Raw genomic sequence first — 20,902 nt, forward strand, 5'->3', positions numbered from 1 at the left:
TTCGCTGAACGTTCGGCCCGGAAGCACGGCTGCGAGTCGCCAAGCCTTTTCTGAGCTCATCAGCGCTGGCAGCAAGCTGCCCATCCGGGAGCGGCACAGTGCCGCCCCTCTTCCCGGGCCTTGGCTGGGTACCCGGCGGAGGGGAAGCGGCACCCCAGCGCCTGGACAGGCACGTGGCCGTCGCCGTCGTTGGAAGGCCATGCGGTCGGACAGGGCCGGTCGGAGGACCTCGCGTTCACAGGGCTGTCAGTACCGGCTGGCATGATCACGGGCATGACCAGCCGCACCGAGGCTCCCGTGCCGCTCCCGGCCGACCACCGCGTCTCCGAGACCTACGCCGACTGGGCGCGCACCCGCGGTCCAGGCGCCGAGTCCACCGCGCGCGCCGTGCTCGACGAAGTCGTGCGGAAGCGGGGGCGGGCGTGGGAGAAGCCCGGCCGGTTCGTGGACGAGATGGAGAGCCTGGCCCGAGGGCTTCCGGCGGCCCATCTGCCCTGGTTCTGGGACACCGTCGGCCACTGGCTGCTGGAGACGCGCCGCCGCTCCGCCGCCCGTGCCTACGGCCGGGCGCGCGCTGCCGAACGCGATCACGGGCTGCGTGTCGACTCCGACTGGCGGCGGGCGAACGTGCTGCTGTTCGCCAGGTTCGGCGCCCTGCCCGCCACCGAACTCAGCGGCTATCTTTCCTGGCTGGCCGGCATCATCGAACCGGGCGACGCGCACCGCGAGTTCGTCCGCTTGCTGACCACCTGGGCGGCGTCGCCCGGCGAGCTCCCCGCCGACCTGGCCCGCCGGGTCCGCGACTCGGCCCGTGCCGCCGGTCTCGGCACCGAGGAGGAGGCCCGGGTGCTGGCCGGGCTGTTGGCCGCAGCCCGCGGTAAGGCCGTCCCCGACCGGCTGCTCGACGCCGCCGCAGGCCCGCTCACCGCGCACCCGCCGACCGACGACCAGGCCACCGGGCTTCTCGACCTGTTCCCCGAGTCGAAGAACGACGCGGCTGCCTGGCTGCGGCTGCTCATCCGGTGCGGCGCCGCCGACGCCGCCGCGGCCGGCCGGATCACCCCCGAGGGCGGCCTCGGCAACTGGCTGCGCCACTACTGTGCCGGCTACTCGCACCGCCCCGTCGCCGGCGGCGGCGTCGTCCGTCAGCCCATGCCAGTCGAACTCCTCGATGTGGTAGGCCGGTTCGCACCGCTGCTGCGGGCGGCCGGCACCCCGGTCCGGTTGCACGAGGACCGCTACGGGTGGCCGCATCTGGACGCGGACCTGCTCGACCTCTGCCTCGCCGAGGGCATACCCGTCGAGGACCCTGGCGCCGCCGTCCGCCTGGAGTTCTGGGACGAGCGCTCGCAACGCGACCTCAAGGCGCTCGCCGCCGACCCGGTGTTCGGGCCCAGGCTGGAGGGCACCGTGCACGCCGGGCTCCGCACCGGTGGCGGCACCGCCATCACCCGGCTCCCGCACAACCCGGGCGTCGCTGCCGAGGTGCACGCCCGGATCGAGAAGCTGCTTGAGGCACTGCGTGGCGGCGGCCTCGCCGCCGCCGACGAGGCCGTCGACGAACTGCGCGACCTCCTCGACCGGCCCACCGCCAATGCCCTGGACGGCATCGAGGAAGCCCTCGACGCACTGGACCTCACCGGCCCGCTGGCCCGCGCCCTGCGCGCCGGACTGCCCGAGGAGCTGAGCTGGCCCGCCCTGGAGCAGGCCCTGGCCGAGTTCCGGCCCGACGAGACCGTGCACGTCACGTGCACCTGGCCGGTTCTCACCGTGTACGGGGACGCGCGCGCCATCGCCGTCGACCATGCCGGCCGCCGTGGCGAGCACACGCTGGAACTGCCCGATGCCTCCCGCTCCCACACGGTCCACTGGGTCGGCGGCCGGTTCTTCGTCGCCTGGAACGAGGAGCACGGCGACACCCAGCTCCCACGTGCCTACTGGTCCGACCTGCCCAAGGAGACCTTCACATCGCAGGAGGCGTACGGACTGCGCCCCTACGGCGGCAGCATCCAGGGCGGCCTCGGCTATCAGTTCGAAACCCCCGACGGTGAGGGTCGGTTCGACGGCGAACGGGTGCTGCGCGCCGGCGGCCGCGAGGGTATAGGCCACCGCGACTACCAGATGAGCGACGGCCGCGCCGTCTGGAGCTGCGAGGTGTTCGGCGACCGCCGCGGCGGCTGGGCCCGCGTCGATCCGCACACGGGCATCCCGACCGACGACCGTGCCCTGCCCGCATTCCACCGCTCCGCCGAAGCCCCTCCCGGAACCGAGCCCTTCACCGACCACCGGATCCTGGCTGCGCTGCCGCCGGGTGCCCCGCCCTCCCCGCTCGGCCAGGACGGGCGGCTTACCGGCTGCCGGGTCCACTACCGCTCGCCGTACGCCGGGCCGTCGCCCCGCGCGTTCGTGCTGGAGACCATCGACGGCCGCACCGCCTCCTACCGCAGCCGCCGCTTCGGCCGCCGCCCCTGGGGCATCCTCGCCCTGCCGCTCGGCGGGGAGGACATCGTTATGGCCGGTGAGACCACCGTCCGCGCCCACGCCGCCGAGGACAACTCCCTGCTGTGGCAGGTCCGCGGCTTTCCCGGCAGCCGCGACCGCTCCCCGGTGCGCGCCACCCTCGGCGAGCAGGCCGGGCCGATGCCGCCGCCCGCCTACTGGCACTTCCTCACCCCCCGCGACGAGGCCTCCTCCGAAACCCTGCGGGCTGTCACTGACACCGCCGTGCGCCGGCTTCTGCGCCTGGGGACCGGGAGCGGCAACGACGCGCCCCACTCCCTCCCCGGCGTGATTGATCCGCGGATCCAGGAGGGCGTCGCCCGCGCTGCCCGGCTCGCCGCCGACGTGCTGCGCCGCCGCCGGGAGCTGTCCCATCGGGTCGCCGTCATGCGGTCCGCGCCGGTCGTCGACCTGGCCGACCCGGCCCCCGACACCCGCCTCACTCCCGCACTGCGCGGCCTGCTGCCCGAACTGCGCCCTTACGAGGCACAGCCGCCCCAGCCGCAGCCCGCCCTCCTCACCGCAGTCGGCGCCGACGGCCGGTACTTGCGCGGCGAGATCGACGACGAAGTCCGGGTGCTCGCCCTGCCCGCCACCCCGCCCGAGTGGGCGGTGCTGACCGGCCGGATCGACGCCGTTGCCTGGCGCGCCGCCACCGCCGCCACCCCCGACCAGGAGCGGCAGGCTCTTATCGCCCTCCTCGGTCTGTGGAGCCGACAGCCGTTCGCCGAGGCCGGCAGCGCCTGGCGGACCGGCCGCGCCCCCAGCAGGCGGATCGATGAACTCCGCGCGGCCGGCGCCCTGATAGCCTCCGGCCCCGTCCGCAGCGGCCTCGCCGCCTTCCTCCACCCCGCCGCCGACCCGGCGCCCGCCGACGCCGAGGAGTGCGAGACCCACACCATCGCCGGCGACGACACCACCCGCTTGCCCCAGCTGCTGGCCCTGCTCGCCGAGCACGGCCCGCTGCCGGTGCCCGAGGAGGCGGTGGACCTGTTCCGCTGGCGCACCGGAGTGCCGCGCCCGATCGCCGCACTGGTCCTCGACGGGTTCCCCGGCAGAGACGACTACGACGAACACCGCAAGCTGCTCCGCACCAAGCCGTACAAGGCGGACCAGGTCACTGTCCGCGCGTACGAGGAGTTCTGCCGGCGGCTCGGCCCGGCCAGCCGGCGCACCGTTCTCGCGGCCGCTCTTCCCGCGGACCCCGCCGCACTCTGGGCTCCCGGCGGTATGACCGCCGCCGCAGACCGGATGGCCGCCGCCTGGGCCGGACTCCTCGGCACCGGCCCGTACCTCGACGACGGCAGCCACGCCGCCGCCCTCGCCGCGGACCGCGGCCTCCCCGACACCTGGGCTGCGGCCCTGCTCACCGGCCGCGCCCCGAAGCCCATGGACGCCGACGGGATACGGGCCGCCACAACTGCCGTCACCTGGGCACTCACCGAACGCCCCGTCGGCGACCCGGCCAGAGCAGGCGCCCGCACCCTCATCGACGGACTCACGAACGCCCCCGCCGATCTCCTCACCGCCCTGCGCCGACTGGCGGACCGGTCCGCCGCCACCCCGGTCCCGCCGGGCCAGTACGAGACCAACCCGCTGTTCAGTGCCCCCTTGCTGGTGGACGAGGCAGCGGCGGCCCTCGACGTATGCCGCGACGCGGCAGCCCTCCACCTCCAACTGCTCGCCCTCGACTGCCCGACCGACCGCACCCTTCGCCGCTGGAACACCTGGACCCTCGACCACCACCGCGCCGTCCGCAAGGAACTCACCGCCGCGAAGGCCCCCCGCCCTGCGCCGCCCGCACCCGCGGATGACCCCGCAGCGGTCGCACTCCCGGTCCCCGTTCACGAACGCTTCGCCCGAGCCTGGGCGGACCAGGCACGGCCGAGACCGCGGCGCGGCTGACGAACTCGTGCGTGGCCAGGGTGAGGGCGTCGGGTTGGTGATCGGTGAGCACAGTCGCGTGGTGGGGGACGCGGCTCGCGCAGCTATCTGCAGGACCCGAGGATCACGGGCTTGTCGGCCCATGTCATCGCGGAACCCGCCTCCCGGACAGGCCGCTGTGGATGAGCGGCACAGGCTCGTGCCGCGGCCACGGAAGCGGGCCATGGGTGCCCGGCGCGAAGCGCCGACTGGTGTTCGGCGGCCGGCTCCTGGTCACCCCTTGTTCCTCTCCGCCAGGGAACCACTCATGAGCGCCGACTCGAGCACACCGTCACCTCACCAGCCAGCGGCCCGGACACCGCCCGGAAGGGGGCGCCATGCACCCGCGATCACCCGGCGTGCCCTGGGACCGAGTCCCCGCTCGCCCGGCAGCGTCCGAAGACGGACGTCCGAGACACCTGGCCGAAGCTGCGCCCAGCCTTCTGCCCTCGTCCGGCCCTGAGATCGTGCAGGCTCCCTGCTGCACGGTGCGGACAGCCTAGTCATCGTGGAAGGTTGAAGATGCGGGAGTACGTTACGAGCTGCACGACGCCGAGGGCCAGCGCGGGGCCATCCCCGCATGCGCGGGGGAGCACACAGTTCCGTCACGCGCTAGTGCCGCATCAGGCAACGTTTGCCTTGTGGATGCGGCGTGCGCTGACTGCTTTCCGCACAGCCGAAGTCGTGTCTCGGTAACGTCGAGTCACGTGTTGAGCTGCTCACGGATGAACATGTCGAGTCGCTGCCATGCGGGGGACGATGCATTGACTGTGCCTTGGATGAGGGTTGGGATCTCGGATGCCCCATCCAGTTCGGGCAGGTCGTTGGGGCCGTAGCGTTCTCGGGTTGCCTCGGCAATCCGGCGGGCGAGGTCGTCGATGCGGGGGTCGTCGGCGTCGAGGTCGTGCGCGCGGTCGTAGTCGAGGAAGAGCTGCCGTAGCGCGGGGTCGGCCAGGATCTTGCTTTGGTCCTGAAACTGTGTGATCGCCTGGTCCGGGTGGGTGGCGAACACGAGGATCCACAAGTCGCGTTGCAGGTTCACCCATCGAGGGCTGAATCCCCAGCGCGCCAGGTGCTCCAGGAAGGTGCCGACCTCGGTGGGCAGCGGTGCCAGCTGCCCGGCGGCGAGCTGGTGCAGGCGCCCTTGGGTTGCCTGCAGGCTGCGGATGCGAGCGGTGAGCTCGTCGTCGATGTCGCGCAGCGCCTGCTGCAATTCCTCGTCGGTCGCTGATCTCAGGTTCCGGATGCGGGCCAGGGGGACGCCGGCTTCGGCGAGGGTCCGGATTTTGATCAGGGCGATAGCGTCGTGTGCGTCGTAGCGCCGGTAGCCGGACGCATCGCGGTCGGGCTCGGGGAGCAGCCCCTTGTCGTGATAGACGCGAATAGTCTTGATCGACACTCCGACATACCTGGCCAGCTGCCCAATGGTGATCACACAGCCATCGTCTCACTTGACCTTTCCCCTGGGGCAGGGTTGCACCCTGGCCGTCATGGCGAACACGAACATCGATCGACAGACCTTGCGCGAGCTGGCCGATGCGGGCAACGAGACCGCTTTGGACCGGCTGGCCGACCTCGCCGACGCAGCTGGCGACCTCGGGGAGCTGAGCGAGCTGTTGGACGAGGGATCCATACGCGCCGGGTTCCTGCTCACTCGACGCGCGGCCGCGACGGGCGATGTGCGCGAACTGCAACGAATTTGCGACGCCGGGTACGACGACGCTGGCGACGAACTGAACCGACTGCTGAAAGCACCGGCCGACGGGCAGCGGGATTGAGGATCCGAATGCTCGTGGCAGCCATCCAGACTTCGGTCGTCAAGTTCAACCCGCGGGCGGCGTGTTCGGGCCAGAGTGTTCGGGCATGGCCGAACCGGTGCGCGTGCGGCGAAATCGATGATGACGAGGGCCGCAGGCTGTTACGGATCGTCCGTAGCGGCAGCGGGTCGGTGGTGACCTGGCGGCGGGCCCAGATGGTACTGCTGTCCGCGCAGGGCATGCCCGTGGCGAAGATCGCCGAGGTGACGTTTACAAGCGCGGACCGGGCCCGGGACGTGATCCACGACTTCGACGCGGACGGTTTTGACTCGCTCTACCCAAAGTACAAAGGTGGCCGGCCGAAGACCTTCACGCTGCCCGAGCGCCGCGAGACAAAGAAGATCGTCAAGTCTAGGCCGGCCGAGCACGGCCTGCCGTTTTCGACCTGGAGCCTGGCCAAGCTGGCCGATTTCCTGGTCGCCGAGGGGTGGTCGACGACATCAGCCACGAGCGCCTGCGGGCCCTGCTCCGCGAGGAGGGCGTGTCGTTTCCACGCATAAAGACCTAATGGGCACTGACGGGGCGATCGAGACCCAGTAAAGACCAGGGCCAGCGAGTTCTTCTTCCAGACCGGTCCGGTCGCCGCATGAAGCGGGGCACCGCCAGGCCCACCCCGGTCCCTCGAAGCCCCCTGAAAGAGACTGCGGGCCCCGCTTCAGCAAGCACCGTTCCTCGTGGTGGTGGTCGGTACCGGGAAAGTCGCAGAGTACGCCCGGGCCCTTGAGCCGTTGGACAAGCACCGGCACCCGGCACCGTCCACCACCACGAGACCGAAGGCACGTACCACATCCAGTCCGACGATCGGATCGTTGAAGTCCGTGGTCCGAGCCGCTCGCGGGGATCACCTCTCATCAAGCCTGGAGCCAGCCGAGCTCCCGAGCAGACCGAGGGCCCCACGGGTCGCTGGGGTCACGAACGGCGAATCGGATGCTGGGCCATCGAGCCCTTCCATTAGGGAGACGCGTGCCCCGCACGGCTGCGACCAGCAGCAACACCCCCTGACCGAGAGGACGACAACGACACGATGACCGTCACCTGCGGGATCGACTGGGCCAGCGACCACCACGACGTTGCCCTGGTCGACCACGAGGGAGCCCTGCTGGCCAGAGCCCGGATCACCGATGACGCCGCGGGCCTGCAACAGCTTCTGGACCTTCTCACCACTCATGGCGATCGCGAGGACGCCCCGATCCCGGTGGCGATCGAGACTTCCCGCGGTCTGATCGTGGCCTGCTTGCGAGCCACCAAGCGCTCCATCTACGCGATCAATCCGATGGCAGCGGCCCGCTACCGTGACCGGCACGCGGTCGCTCGCAAGAAGTCCGACCATCTCGATGCCATGGTGCTGGCGAACATCCTGCGAACCGACCGAGCCGTCCACCGGCCGCTGCCCGATGACAGCGAACTCGCCCAAGCCATCGCCGTCCTGGCGCGCGCCCAGCAGGACGCCGTCTGGGACCGCACTCAGGCCGGCAACAAACTCCGCTCCCACCTGCGCGAATACTTCCCCGGCTTCCTCGCCGCCTTCCAGCACACGCGCGAAGGGATCACGTCCAACGTCGCCCCAGTCGTACTGGCCGCCGCCCTCACCCCGGAACAGGCCGCCAAGCTCACCCGCACCCAGCTGCGTTCGCTCCTGAAGAAGGCCGGCCGTCAGCGCGGTATCGAGGCGGAGGCCGAACGGCTCCGCCAGGCCCTCCGGGTCCTGCAGATGCGGCAGCTTCCTCAGGTCGAACAGGCCATGAGCCGCCAGGCCATCGCTCTGCTGAGACAACTCGACGCCGCCTGCACCAGTGCAGAGGATCTGACCGCTGCCGCGGTGGAGTCTTTTGAAGCGCACCCAGACGCCGAGATCATCACCAGCTTTCCAGGGCTCGGGTCTCTCACCGGCGCCCGGGTGCTCGCCGAGATCGGCGACGACCGATCCCGTTTCACCGACGCGAAGGGGCTCAAAGCCTTCGCCGGGGCCGCACCGGTCACCCGGGCGTCCGGCAGAAGCCTCGCGGTCATGGCCCGCAAGGTCAAGAATCAGCGACTGGCCTCGGTCGGCTACGTCTGGGCCTTCGCCGCACTGACCGCCTCACCCGGGGCACGAGCCCACTACGACCGCCGACGGGCCGACGGAGACCGCCACACCGCCGCCCAGCGCAACCTCTTCAACCGCATGCTCGGCTGCCTCCATCACTGCCTCACCAAACGAACCCCCTACGACGAAACCATCGCATTCCCCATCCCCGAAGTCCCCCAACTCACCGTTGCTGCTTGACAGATAAACTGCATCGGATGTCTCTTTCGAAGGTCCTGATGTCGGTGCCCGGCACCGGCATCAGGAGCGGCGCCCGCATCCTCATCGACGTCGGCGACGGCACCGCCTTCCCCACCGCCGCCCACCCGGCCGCCTAGGCCGGCCTCGCCCCAGCGACACGCAGAGCCCAGGAACCTCCTTCCGCGGCGAACAGCCCTCCCGCAGAGGAAACAAGCAACTCAAGCGAGCTTTCTTCCTCTCGGCGTTCGCCGCACTGGCCGACCCGGCCTCGCGCACCTACTACGACAACAAGACCGCCCAGGAAAGCACCACACCCAAGCCCTCCTCTGCCTCGCCCGACGACGAGCCGACGTGCTCTTCGCCATGCTCCGCGACGGCACCTTCTACCAACCCCGACCCGCCTCCACAGGTTGGCGAAACCCATAGGGGCACCCCCCGCCGCAGCCGCCAGGTGTGCCTCCCGCGCCGCCTCGCGGCGGCGGTCTCCACGGGCGACCCGTACCTCCGCGGCCCTGTGCGGGGGTACCCGTGAGCGAATGGAATCTGCCGACTTTCTACGGTCCGCGCAGACTCCCAGGCGGTTCTGACGCGCTGCAGGCGGCGCGATCCATGGCGTGATCACTTCGAACGCCCGGCTGCACCGCTCAGACCCTCTCCCTCGCACGGTGTGCCGGCCCTAATGTCATTGCCATCAACACAAAGTGTCGTTACTACTACTGTATGGAGTCGACATGATCGCTCGCACCGTTCGCCGGACCCTGACAGCCATCGCCGCGACCGCCCTCGCCGGCACCGTCTTCGCCGCCGCGCCCGCGTCCGCCGACTCGTCTCAGCGTGCGGTGCCCACGGGCGAGTTCACCGCAGTCAGCCAAGTGACCGGCAACTACATGCTCCCGGACGACACCAAGGGAAACCCGGGCACCTACCTCCAGGTCTATCCCAGCACCGCTCCCTCCGGCTGGAAGACCACCTGGCGCTTCGACCGGGTCGCCACCTCCAACGGGCGGCCGGTGTACCAGCTGAAGAGCTCCGCCGGGGCCTGCGCCACCAATGAGAACGGTGAGAACAGCATCGTCTACCTTCGCGACTGTTCCGCCCGGAACAAGGATCAGTGGTGGCTCCTGGAGGCTGTCCGCGGCACCGACCCTCAGGACCCCGACTACGGCATCGTCTCCTACCGCGACGAGGATCTGGCCCTGACCGCCCGCGGTGAGGGCGACACCTACATCGACCTCAAGCGGATGTGGGGCGGCCATCCCTCGCAGCGCCAGGGCTGGCACTTCTACTCCGCCTGAAACCCGCTCCCGGGGGAAGGGGCAGGCCGCTCCCTTCCCCCGGGCCAGGAGATGGAACAGGGCCGCTGCATACATCCCGGTGGATAGCCGACGCCCCGCAGAATGGGAGGCGACGGCCTGCGCCTGTGCGTTCCAGCCGAGCCGCCCGGGGCGCTCCAGCCGACGCCCGGGCCCAGTCGTGGTACAGGAGCGACTTCGTACGCGGGTCACCCCTCCTCAGCAGGACGCGCGGCGGGACGTCGACCCGACACGGTCACCCAGAGCACGACGCGGAAGGGCCAGGCCCAGCCCATGAGTTGTGGCCGCCCACTCGCCGGACCGCTGATGAACAGCCGGGCTGTGCACCCCGGCTGCCTTCACCTTTCACTGGCCTCGGCCGACGTGACCGCTCATGACAACCCCCTGCCACCGGCGACACGGCCGGCGCGGCCCGAGCAGGCCGGCTGATCGTCACCCACGTCGGCCGATTCCTTACGCCGCAACAGGCGATGGCACGCACCTCGGCCCGGTTCGACGGTCTCATCGACCATGCTGCACCTGGTGTCACCTCCTCGATCGGCTAGAGGTTGTCCTGTAACCCATGTGTGGTTGGTCGTTGGCCGAGTATGGGGGGTGATTTCAGCGGCTGATCCGAAGTGGATCGAGCCGTTCTCCGGGTTGTGCGAGGTGTAGTTCGCCAGTCTGGTGGCCTTGGTGCCGCGCCGTGACGGTGACGTTCAGCGCTGCCGCAGGCTACTGACGGAGGGGGCGGACTGCTCGTGCACTCGCGCCGTCGGACCCTGCCCGCACCCGCCGTGACGCGCAGACCGGGCACCCGGAACCCGCACAGCCCCTGTACGGCGCTGCACGCCTGCCCCCAGGGGGGATCGCGTCGGACGTGGGTGACGTGTCAGCCCTGACCGGACGCAGGCCGGCAACGGCATCCCGTTCCCGACAACGCTTCGCTGCGGCAACCGGCACCCACCCTCACCCCCCCCGTATCCAGTTCCAGGCCCGCCCCACCACCCGCGTGCTATGCCGCGAACTCTCCCCACTCCTCTGGACCTCCAGGGGCCGCCCGCCCCGCGTGCGATCGAGCTCGGCCGCACGCTGCGCGGCGCACGGGAAGAGCCCCGGGTACCGGTGTGCGACCGAGGCGCAATGGCCGTCACAACCGTGTGCCGGCCCGCCCCGAGCCTGGCCGCGTCACTGACGGCCATCCTCGGCCAGCGGAAACCGCCGACCGGACAGCAGCCCGGGGAACATATGCTCACGCCCTTCCGTCAGCTCATCGAGCCGGCGAACGACACCCTCAAGGGCCAGCCCGATCCCGAGAGTCACGGAGCGGGAACACCTGCCGGTATCCCTCGCCCGTGCCGGACAACGCATTCTGGCCATGACAGCCGCCATCTGGCACCGAGCCAAAGGCCGAACGCTCACACAGACACAGGTCGCCGGCGGTCACTGACCAGCCCTTCGTACTCACTCATCCCGCTCGGCCGGGCGGACGGGGTCACTGTGCGGAGCCGCCCCCGCGTTCCTGCTGCGGACCGCGTTCGGCGAGCCACTGCGTGAGGTCGCCGACATGGCCCAGTTCCGCTGCGACGCGTGCGCGTTCGGCCTCGGTGAGGCGGATCTTCTCCAGCTCACCGATCCACGTGTCGAGGTGGTCCTGCTCGTTCAAGACGGTGGCCAGTTCGATGAGGGTGGCCAGAGCCAGAGCCCGGTCGAGGTCCGGAGCAGTCCCGCCATGTCTGCGCAACGCGGAGGAGACGGCTCGGAATGCGGCACGGTCGTCGTTCTTGAACTCGCGGAAGATACGAGCGTTGTCGAGCGCCCGTGCCAGCCCCTGCAGCTTCTCGGAGCCGCCGTACTCCAACTCGGCCGGCTCGTCCCGTTGGATGAAGATCAGCGAATTGCCGGAAGGATCGACAAGAGTGAACCGCGTCTGACCGGAGCGGAAGCGCGTGAGCCGCGGAACCCCCTTAGCCAGGACTTTACCGTACGCGGCACGCATGGCCTGCGTGAAAGCAGCATGGTACGGAGCGACCTCGTCCACCATGATCAAACAGCAGCCGCCGTCCTCCCTGGCCGGGTCGTGCCCCTTCGGCGGCCTGCCGAAGTGCACGCCGAAGCCGCTCCACTCAAGGGCGAGGTAGAGATACGGGCGGGTCTGCTTGTAGGCGACGGTGAACCCGAGCGCCTGGTAGAACGCCAGCGTTTCCTCCGCATCCGCGCACGGCAGTACCGGCACCGTGGTCTCGCTCGCCCGTATCACCGACTCCGTCAACAGTCCTCCGTCTCGTCGCATTCGGAGTTCCGGAATCCTCCCTGCGCGGGTACCGACCCCTCGAGCAGCCACCGGAACCGAACCCTGACACTACGAGTCGAAGAAACAACTAGTCAAGTTTTACTAGATGAGACGGGAAACGCCGAGCACGGCTGACGGGCTGCGTCTGTTTTGCCACCAGTTGGCACGTGGGTACCAGTGAGTAGTCTCGCCGGTCCGCGGCAGGGTAGCGCTGTGAAGTTGTTGCGATTTCTCCCGCGACGCAATGCTGGCAGCTTCACGCACGGGCATCAGCCGCACCGACGCGTATGGACCGACCGGCGGTCATCCCGCCGTGATCAGGACAGGCCGGAACAAAAATCTCTTGTGCCGGACGGTCTCCCAGGGACCGGGCGCTCCCGCGCCCCCCAGCGGAGGACTACCGACCTACACGCCTCACCGCAAGGACACGGTCCTGAACAGCGGTGGAGGAGATACTCCTGGCCTCGCTACCCCGACCACCCCCACCACGCCCGGACTACGCCCACCCCAACCGCCCCAGCCAAGGAGCTCCTAACACGCTCTTGTTGGTGTGGGCTGATTGGGCGTTACCGGCGTGACGATCGGCCGTTCGTGATGGTGTGGGTACTCGGCCGTGGATCACGGACGATGAGTTGTGGGCGTTGATCGAGCCGTTGTTGCCGCGTGGCCGGAGCGGTCTCCGGGGCCTCGACCGGTGTCGGATCGGCTCTGTCTGCAGGACATTCTGTTCGTCCTCTACAACGACATAGCCTGGCAACTGCCGCCGTTGGAACTGGGATTCGGCTCGGGGTGGACGTGCTGGCGCCGACTGGACCTGTGGCAGAACGCAGGGGCTTTCGACAGGCTGCACCGGGTCCTGCTCGCCGAGCTGAACGCGGCCGGCGAGCTCGACTGGCCGGGGGCTTGCGTGGATGGTTCTCACATCCGCGCGAAAGAGGGGGGCGCCGACACCGGTCCGTCGCCGGTCGACCGGCGGAAGACAGGCAGCAAGCACCATCTGATCTGCGACGGGCGCGGCACCCCACTGAAGGTCATCACGACCGCGGTGAACGTCAACGACGTCACCGACCCTCGCCCTGGTCGACGGCATCCCGCCCGTCGCAGGACTCCCCGGCCACCCCCGGCGCCGACCTGATCCCCTGCTCGGTGACAAGGGTTACGACTCCAACGCCCACCGCGACGCACTGCGGAAACCGACGGATCCTGCCTGTCCTCTCACACAAGGGACCCCCGAACATCAAGAGCATCGGCAAGCTCCGCTACGTCGTCGAGCAGACCTTCGCCCTGCTCCACCAGTTCAAGCGGCTCGCCGTGCGTTGGCAACGTCGCACCGACCTCCACGACGCCTTTGTCTCCTCGCCTGCAGCCTGATCCGCTTCAGACGCCTCAAGCAGTGCCGATCATGAGTGGTGGTACCAGTTCAAGAAGTGCTCGGCACGCGCGCGTACGGAGTCAGCCACGCAACGCGATGGAGAGCTGGTACCCGGTGACTCCAAGCCCGCCGCAGGCCATACCGAGGCCCACGACTGCCATCAGCGCCATCACGACCTGGCCGTACAGGGACTGGCGGGCGGAGGCGCGGCTGGGGTTGCGCGGGTCGTAACTGAGCTCCAGTTGCTGCCCGCCGGTCGGCTCCCGGTAGAAGTGCAGCCCGCCGTCCTGGTCCACATACCGGTACACCTTGGTTTTGTCGGTGTAGTGGTCGAGTTCGGCCATCACCGTGATGCCGTGCTTGGGGAGGCGCAGCGCCTCGTACAGGCCTCGTCCCAGCGTCAGAGCCATGAATACCCCCGCGCACGCGAAGAGCTGAAGGAACGGTAGCGCGATCGCCCACGCCGGCTCACGGAGCACCGCCACGGCCACATCGATCACCGCAAAGACCGCGATCACAGCGACAACGAGAACGCGCTTCGAGGGCTTCCGGGGGTGTCCAGCAGGCACTTCGGTGATCAGATCTTCGCCGTCGACACGCGGTTCTTCGGCCGCTCTCTCGGGCAGGCGGGCCTCCAGGGCGGCGGAGAACGCGGTCACGGCAGCGGCACTGGCATCGTGAACCGCGTACACGGCAGGAGGGCGGTCGGCCTCTGCAGTCGTCAGTACGACCTCGAACGAACGGTCGAGGCTGCGGACCGCTTCGATGGCGTCCAGCGGAATTCGTGTCACGCGCCCGTCCTGTTCCCACTGCACGTAGTCGAGGCCATCCCCGAAGCGGGCGGTGGCACTGCTGCCGCGCAGCACGAGGGATGGGAGGGCAGGCGTCGTCGTCATGTGCATATGACGGCTGAGATCAACAAACGGTTGCCCACCGTCGTGGCAGGCGCACGCCACAGCCTTCGGGCAGAAGGCGGCCCCACTCAGACCGCGTTTGAGATCCGGCCGGCGCCGTGTTGAGAGGTTGCTGTTGCTGCCCGTCGGCCGAGGGTCCGGAGCGTCACTGGTCAGTTGAAGCCGACCTCGGTGAAGGCGCAACCCCCACGCTCTGTGTATGGAAGTGCCTGTTGAGAGATGAGCGTCGGAGCCTGCCGGAGGTACTGGCGGTATCCGGACGCGCGGAACCTCAATGCGAACGCATGGCCCTCAATGTGCCAGAGCGGCGGATCTTGTCGGCCGTCGTCAGGCACCAGGCGGTGCAAACCGTCGATCACCAGGTCCGGGATCGTGCGCTTGAAGTCAAGGTCCCCCTCAAGGTCCCAGACATCTTCGAAGACGAGCGTTGCGGGGGACACCCAGAAGGAGAAATGCGTCGCCGGCGGGACCGGGTGGACCCAGCGGACGATGTAGTCGAGGTCAAGGAGAAGCCGCGGCAGAATCACCTCGGTTGCCTGCACTGACAGGCCGTGGATGGTGGCGTCGTGCCAGCCCATCTCCTCGAAGTCGGCATCGCTCCACACGTTCTTGGCGAGACCTGATTTCTGGTGACCGCCATTGTCCATACTCGCATCCAAGCAGACCGCTTGCCGGTCCCCGTCATGGGCTGAGGATGCAGGAGAGGGGCCGAGGTCCTTGTCGTGTCACTGGTCGGCCTCGGGTGAGGCGGCGGACCATGAGGCCGATCATTGCCCAGCGGATCATGGTCTCCGACCTGACCGGGCTGGTCTCGTGGTCCCGGGCGAGGCGACGGTGAGCGTTCATCCACGAGAAATGTGCGCTCAACCGCCCATCGCTTCGGCTGGACCAGGAAGCCCCGCTGGTCAGGGGCCTTGCGGACGATCTCCATCTCGCGACCGAGGATCGTGGCGGTCCAGTCGACCAGGCGGCCGGCGAAGCCCTGGTCAGCCCAGATCTTCTTGATACTCGGGTGGTCGAGGCGGGTCCACAGCAGTGAGCGTTCGCGCCATCGCGGTCCTGGATGTTCGCGGCGACGACATGGACGGCCAGCAACAGGCCGAGGGTGTCGGCGACGATGAACCGCTTGCGGCCTTTGACTCTTTTGCCCGCGTCGAAGCCCCTACTCACGGCGGGGGACGGTGTCGACGGTGCGGACGGACTGCGAGTCGACCAGCCCCGCGCTCGGCTCGGCATTCCTGCCGTCGGCCTTACGGACCCGGCCTCCAAGGGCGTGGTGGATCCGCTCGACCGTGCCGTCGTCGTGCCACCAGGTGCAGTACACGACCACGGCCCTCGGTCAGCGCCGTGCGCGAACAAGCAGCCGCTACAGGCGGTCCTTCCGGGAGCCGTACTGCCGGCATTGCCCGGTGAACGTGGCGCCGAGTTCGGCATCGAGAATCGAGGCGGCGAGTTCCTTCGCGGGAACTCCCTGCACGCCATCCGGGTCGCGGTAGACCTGGAGTGCCAGCCCGTCCGTGACCGCGGCGAGACGCACGGCCGCCGGCCATGGGTCCAGGTCGGGTTCGACTTCGCCGCACTCCTTGCCGTTGCGCACCGCCTGAGCGATGTCCGCGCGCAGCGCCCTGGCAGTCTCGATGTCGACCTCAGCGAGCGCAGGGACATCCAGGGCGCGCCCGGCGAAGGCACGCATCACGCGGAACTCGGTGCGCCGGGTCGCGTCGAGCGGAAGCAGTTCGGCCATCCCCGCTGCGAGCACCTTGGCGATGGGTCGGCGGTGCTCGATGCCCGCCTGGATGCGTTTGTCGATCCGGTGCCGGACATGGGTGCTGACGTGGTGGAAGGCGTGCAACAGCATCTCGTCCTTGGTGCGGAAGTAGTGCTGTACCAGGCCCACTGAGATGCCCGCCGTCGCAGCCGTGCGGGCGACGGTCACCGCGTCGAAGCCGTTGTTGGAGATGAGTTCGCACACCGCCACGGCGATCTGACGTCTGCGTTCTTCATGATCCGCTGTCCTCGGCACTTGATAACCGTATCAGGGTACGGTAAAAACCGTATGGCTATACGGTACAGCCATACGGTTATCGCGAGGAGCACCCGCACCCATGCCCACCCCCTTCCCCGGACCCCCCTTCCACCTCAGACCCACCCCTCCACCGCCCTCCGGCCCCAAGCCGCTACACCTGCGCACCACCGCCGTCGGCGTCACCCTGTTGCTACTCGCATTGCTGACCGCCATCCCACAAACAGCCGCGGCACAACCAGCCCAAGCCGACCGGCCAGCAGCACACGCCACATACGACAAACTCGACAATTTCGTGCGCACCCGCATGACGGCCACCAACACCCCAGGACTCTCCTACGCCGTCGTCGGGCCCGACGGACCGCTCCACCAACGGTCATGGGGCACCGACGGAAACGGCCGACGCGTCACCGCGAAAACCCCGTTCCTGTGGGGCTCGGTCGCCAAACCCGCCACAGCCACCGCCGTGATGACACTCGCCCAGTCCGGCCGGCTCCGCCTCGACGACCGGGTCGTCGACCACCTCCCAAGCTTCCGTTTCGGCGGCACAAAACACGCCTCACAGGTCACCGTCCGACACCTGCTGAACCAGACCGCCGGACTCCCGGAGACGAAAACCTCCAAGATCACCGACTGCTTCGGCACCCATTGCCCCGACCCAGCGCGACGCATAACCGACCTCAAGGGCATCAAGCCACTCGGCCCACCCGGCGCGCGCTACCAGTACGCCAGCGCCAACTACCTCGTCCTGACCGCACTCGTCGAAGCCGTCACCGAACGCCCCTACGCTCAATACCTACGGCGCGCCGTACTCCAACCGGCCGGGATGAAGGACGCGGTCACCGACGCCGCCTCGGCCCGCGAGCGCGCACTGCCTCCCGGGCACCAGCTCCTGTGGGGTATCCCCGCCGCGATCGCGGACGGTATCGACGACGACGGCGCCGGGTACGGCTATCTCGGCGGCGACCTGCACGACCTGGCGGCCTTCGCCTCGTTCCAACTCCGAGCCGGCAAGACCACCGACGGCAAGGCCGTCCTGACCCCCGAGTCCGTACGCCTCATGCGCGAAGAGGGCACACTGAGGCCGAGCCGAAACCGCACGGGATACGGCCTCGGCTGGCGCATCGGCGGACTGGACGCGCCCCTCGACAAAGCCATCTGGCACACAGGCGCCACACCCGGCTACTCGGCGATGCTGTTCCTCCTGCCCGAACAGAACACCGCCCTCGTCGTTCAACAGAACCTGCACGGAATCCTCCACGATCCGGCAGTTATGGAGGTCGGTTTCGGAGCCGCCAGGATCCTCGCCGGCAGCGAACCAGCCGAAGCCGCCTCGGCGCTTCCCTACCACACCGCCGTGTGGACCACCACAGGCTCGGCCCTGCTGCTGCTCGCAGCCACGATCCGCTCCCTCGCCCTGCTGCGGCGACAGCGTGTGTACTCATCCCGGACACGCCTCGCCGTCATGACCACGGCCTGGTGTGCGGCCGGCGCGTTGCCGGGCATCGCACTGTTCGCCCTGGCCCGCTCGATGAGCGCGCGCCAACTCCTGAACTGGGTGCCCGACTCCTTCCTCGCCCTGTGCGCCGCAGCCACTGCCGGCGCCCTGACCGTCTTCGTGCGGCTCACTCTCGCACTACGGGACATCGTGCGGGGACGAGCGGAACGGGGCCCGAACACGACCGCTGAATGACGGCCATGCACTAACTGGAAGCACGTCAACCGGCGGCCACCGCAAGGAGTAACACAGCTCAATCTCCCAGCAGGACAAATAGGCTCGATGGGGCACTGCCTGACAGGTGCTTACCAACACCCCGGAACGATTTCCCATCCCAGCAGAGTGGTGTGCAGTGCGAGAGCTGCAGCCACGCCTGACCAGGTAGCGGCCAGCGGACTGGCACACCTTCCACGAGGGCCAGCAGCAGTGCCTCGCCGCTCTGGGCATCCAGTCGGCAACCCCGGGGTCGCTCGCTCACCGCTGCGGCCGCCGGAGCTTCCCGGTGGGTAGATCAACCCGACCGCAGCCCGCCGATACAAAGCCCGGGGAGGACATTACGCGGCCCACGGGGAGCACATCGAATCATGGCCGACATCGACGGACACCAACACAACATCCGGCTGAGTGTCTTTCGCAGCAACATCCGCAGCCGTCATAGGAAACACATGGCTCACCTGCGCGCAGGCCCGCGACGGTGGCCACGTCGGCCTGATCTGACATCCACAGGCCACCTTCTACCTCCAGTCAGCCAGCATCTCCCTCAGCCCGTGTTGGGGGTGTTCGAGTTCGAGGACATGTCCGAGCTTTCGGTGACCGGCCGGACTTCCACGCGCTCATCAGGCTCGCATGGGGCGCGCCGCTGGTGGCAGCGTTCGCCGCCGGTGACAGCGTTCAAGGCGTCGGCGGCCTACTCCAGCGTCATGTTCAGCGCGAGCCGGGCCCGCGTGAGTGCCGCGTCCGTGCTGCTGGCTGCGGCCACAGACACCGCCCCCTCCCCAACTACCGGTGTGTACCCGCTTGCTTCCCCGCCCCACTGGCGGTTCGGCAGGCCCTCACCAGCCCTTTGCGGAAGGTGCGAGCCTGCAGATAGGGCGTTTGGTCAGGGTGAGGGACGGCCCCGGACCGGTAGTGCCGTGACGTTCTCGCCGGAACGTCGCAGCTGTTCGAGGAGACGGGCGTTTCCCGCTTCCAGCTCCACGTTGCGCAATGTCAGGACTTGGATCCGGTTGGCGTACGTGGCGGCGGCCTCCTTCAATTCCCATACTCCAGAGGCATGTTCTCGTCACAGCTCACGTCCGCCTTCTTCAGCCGGGTCACTTCCGCGCGCAGTTCCTCCGGCTCCGGGCGCCGACCGTCACCGTCGTACGGGGCACTTCCGAGGCGGCGGACTGAACCGAACGGTGACCGCGGCCGTTGCTGGGGGCGGTGCCGACAACTGCTATCGGGCACGAACGATCGACGGACTGATCACGCCCTCCAGGGTTCCCAGGACGGACGACAGGCACCCCCAGCAGCCTACCCGCGAGGTGACCATGCTCGGATCGGACAGAAGACAGGATCTCGACCCCTCCAGCGGCCAACGCCGTCGCGGCCTGTTCGCCGTCGTAAGCGCGTTGTGCGTGGCAGCCGTGGCCGCGGCCCTGCTCGCGGTCAACACATCCGGCAGCAGCGGCCGGACGGAACTGACCTCGGCCGCGAGCTCGCCGGCCACGGACAAGACGGTTGGATACTTCACCAACTGGGGCGTCTACCAGCGCAATTACCACGTCAAGAACATCGAGACCTCGGGCTCTGCCGACAAACTCACCCACATCAACTACGCCTTCGGCAACGTCCAGGGCGGCAAGTGCACCGTCGGCGACAGCTACGCCGACTACGAGAAGGCCTACACCGCAGCCCAGAGCGTCGACGGCAGAGCCGACACCTGGGACCAGCCGCTGCGCGGCAACTTCAACCAGCTGCTCAAGCTCAAGCAGAAGCACCCGAATCTGAAGGTGCTCTGGTCGTTCGGCGGCTGGACCTGGTCCGGCGGCTTCGGCGAGGCCGCCAAGAATCCCCAGGCCTTCGCCGAGTCCTGCTACAACCTGCTCAACGACCCCCGCTGGAAGGGGCTCTTCGACGGCATCGACATCGACTGGGAGCACCCGAACGCCTGCGGCCTCAGCTGCGACACCAGCGGCCGGAACGCCTTCGCCAACCTGATGAAGGCCCTGCGCGCCAAGTTCGGCGGCAAGCTGGTGACAGCGGCCATCTCCGCCGACGCCACCAAGGGCGGCAAGATGGAGGCCTCCGACTACTACAAGTCGGCCGCACAGTATGTCGACTGGTACCTGCCCATGACGTACGACTACTTCGGCGCTTTCGACAAGCAGGGACCGACAGCGCCGCACTCGCCGCTGGAAGACTACGACGGGATCCCCAAGAAACTGTTCGACACCAAATCGTCCATCGCGGCGCTCATATGGAACGGAGTCCCTCCTGAGAAAATTCTGATGGGGCTCGGCTTCTACGGCCGTGGCTGGACGGGCGTGACGCAGAAGGAACCCGGCGGAACGGCGACCGGACCGGCTCCGGGCAAATACGAGCAGGGAATCGAGGACTACAAGGTCCTCAAGACCCGCTGCCCTGCCAACGGCACGGTCGGCGGTACCGCCTACGCACACTGCGGCAACGAGTGGTGGAGCTACGACACTCCTCAGACCATCGGAGGAAAGGCCGACTGGGCCAAGAAGCAGAAGCTGGGCGGCACGTTCCTGTGGGAGTTGAGCGGTGATACCCGGGACGGAGAGCTGATCAAGTCCATCCGGTAGTGCGGAAACCGCTCGACGCGTCCGATGTGGGGCCCTGGGGGGTTTGGACCGCGGGGCCTCTCGTCCGCCCCTCAGCCGCGCCCGCACCGGTTGAGCGCAACCGACAGGGCCCTCACAGCACCGAGGACGTGATCACGGTGGTACCCCGGTGCCGCTCCGGCGTCTGGTCAGGCGTCAACCGGCAGCGGCGCAATC

At 68.7% G+C, this 20,902-nt stretch carries 12 protein-coding genes and 3 pseudogenes; 9 read left to right on the forward strand and 6 right to left on the reverse strand.

The window, feature by feature from the left end:
- The first annotated feature begins 273 nt into the window (after positions 1-273).
- The gene (locus HC362_RS34030; protein WP_243088178.1) at positions 274-4,404 is read left to right on the forward strand and encodes a hypothetical protein; all 4,131 of its coding nucleotides are present in this window, start codon (positions 274-276) and stop codon (positions 4,402-4,404) included.
- 721 nt (positions 4,405-5,125) lie between these two features.
- Here the strand turns inward: HC362_RS34030 and HC362_RS34035 are convergent.
- The gene (locus HC362_RS34035; RefSeq protein ID WP_243088179.1) at positions 5,126-5,857 is read right to left on the reverse strand and encodes a MerR family transcriptional regulator; all 732 of its coding nucleotides are present in this window, start codon (positions 5,855-5,857) and stop codon (positions 5,126-5,128) included.
- Positions 5,858-5,912: 55 nt separating this feature from the next.
- Between HC362_RS34035 and HC362_RS34040 the strand changes: the two genes are divergently transcribed.
- The 5 genes and pseudogenes from HC362_RS34040 to HC362_RS34060 all read left to right on the forward strand — a co-directional run bounded on the left by HC362_RS34040 (position 5,913) and on the right by HC362_RS34060 (position 9,800).
- Positions 5,913-6,200: a hypothetical protein gene (locus HC362_RS34040; RefSeq protein ID WP_243088180.1), complete on the forward strand. Its 288-nt coding sequence runs from the start codon at positions 5,913-5,915 to the stop codon at positions 6,198-6,200.
- A gap of 85 nt (positions 6,201-6,285) precedes the next feature.
- A pseudogene (locus tag HC362_RS34045) lies at positions 6,286-6,744 on the forward strand (helix-turn-helix domain-containing protein); the annotation flags it as partial.
- Between the two features lie 519 nt (positions 6,745-7,263).
- Positions 7,264-8,505, forward strand: coding sequence for an IS110 family transposase (locus HC362_RS34050; RefSeq protein ID WP_243088182.1), 1,242 nt, complete (start codon positions 7,264-7,266; stop codon positions 8,503-8,505).
- Positions 8,506-8,528: 23 nt separating this feature from the next.
- A pseudogene (locus HC362_RS34055) lies at positions 8,529-8,931 on the forward strand (transposase); the annotation flags it as partial.
- 305 nt (positions 8,932-9,236) lie between these two features.
- A complete protein-coding gene (locus HC362_RS34060) occupies positions 9,237-9,800 on the forward strand; it encodes a hypothetical protein (RefSeq protein ID WP_243088183.1) in 564 nt (187 codons plus the stop codon).
- 1,492 nt (positions 9,801-11,292) lie between these two features.
- On the opposite strand, the gene HC362_RS34065 is transcribed toward HC362_RS34060, so the two are convergent.
- Positions 11,293-12,069: a glyoxalase gene (locus HC362_RS34065; RefSeq protein ID WP_243088184.1), complete on the reverse strand. Its 777-nt coding sequence runs from the start codon at positions 12,067-12,069 to the stop codon at positions 11,293-11,295.
- A 620-nt stretch (positions 12,070-12,689) separates the two neighbouring features.
- Between HC362_RS34065 and HC362_RS34070 the strand changes: the two are divergent.
- Positions 12,690-13,496 (forward strand): annotated as a pseudogene (locus HC362_RS34070) (IS5 family transposase).
- 46 nt (positions 13,497-13,542) lie between these two features.
- Here the strand turns inward: HC362_RS34070 and HC362_RS34075 are convergent.
- From HC362_RS34075 to HC362_RS34090, 4 genes are all read right to left on the reverse strand, one after another.
- The gene (locus HC362_RS34075; protein WP_243088185.1) at positions 13,543-14,358 is read right to left on the reverse strand and encodes a DUF3592 domain-containing protein; all 816 of its coding nucleotides are present in this window, start codon (positions 14,356-14,358) and stop codon (positions 13,543-13,545) included.
- A 170-nt stretch (positions 14,359-14,528) separates the two neighbouring features.
- The gene (locus HC362_RS34080) at positions 14,529-15,023 is read right to left on the reverse strand and encodes a hypothetical protein (protein WP_243088186.1); all 495 of its coding nucleotides are present in this window, start codon (positions 15,021-15,023) and stop codon (positions 14,529-14,531) included.
- A gap of 515 nt (positions 15,024-15,538) precedes the next feature.
- Positions 15,539-15,700, reverse strand: coding sequence for a hypothetical protein (locus HC362_RS34085; RefSeq protein ID WP_243088187.1), 162 nt, complete (start codon positions 15,698-15,700; stop codon positions 15,539-15,541).
- A 42-nt stretch (positions 15,701-15,742) separates the two neighbouring features.
- On the reverse strand, positions 15,743-16,399 hold the full coding sequence (locus tag HC362_RS34090) for a TetR/AcrR family transcriptional regulator (RefSeq protein ID WP_243088188.1): 657 nt from the start codon (positions 16,397-16,399) through the stop codon (positions 15,743-15,745).
- An 82-nt stretch (positions 16,400-16,481) separates the two neighbouring features.
- Here HC362_RS34090 and HC362_RS34095 point away from each other — a divergent pair, with 82 nt between their 5' ends.
- The gene (locus HC362_RS34095; RefSeq protein WP_243088189.1) at positions 16,482-18,092 is read left to right on the forward strand and encodes a serine hydrolase domain-containing protein; all 1,611 of its coding nucleotides are present in this window, start codon (positions 16,482-16,484) and stop codon (positions 18,090-18,092) included.
- Positions 18,093-19,429: 1,337 nt separating this feature from the next.
- Entirely contained in the window at positions 19,430-20,707 is a 1,278-nt protein-coding gene (locus tag HC362_RS34100; RefSeq protein WP_243088190.1) for a glycoside hydrolase family 18 protein, read from the forward strand.
- The last annotated feature ends 195 nt before the right edge of the window (positions 20,708-20,902 follow it).

It is taken from the genome of Streptomyces sp. 891-h (assembly GCF_022760275.1).
Classification (GTDB): domain Bacteria; phylum Actinomycetota; class Actinomycetes; order Streptomycetales; family Streptomycetaceae; genus Streptomyces; species Streptomyces spirodelae.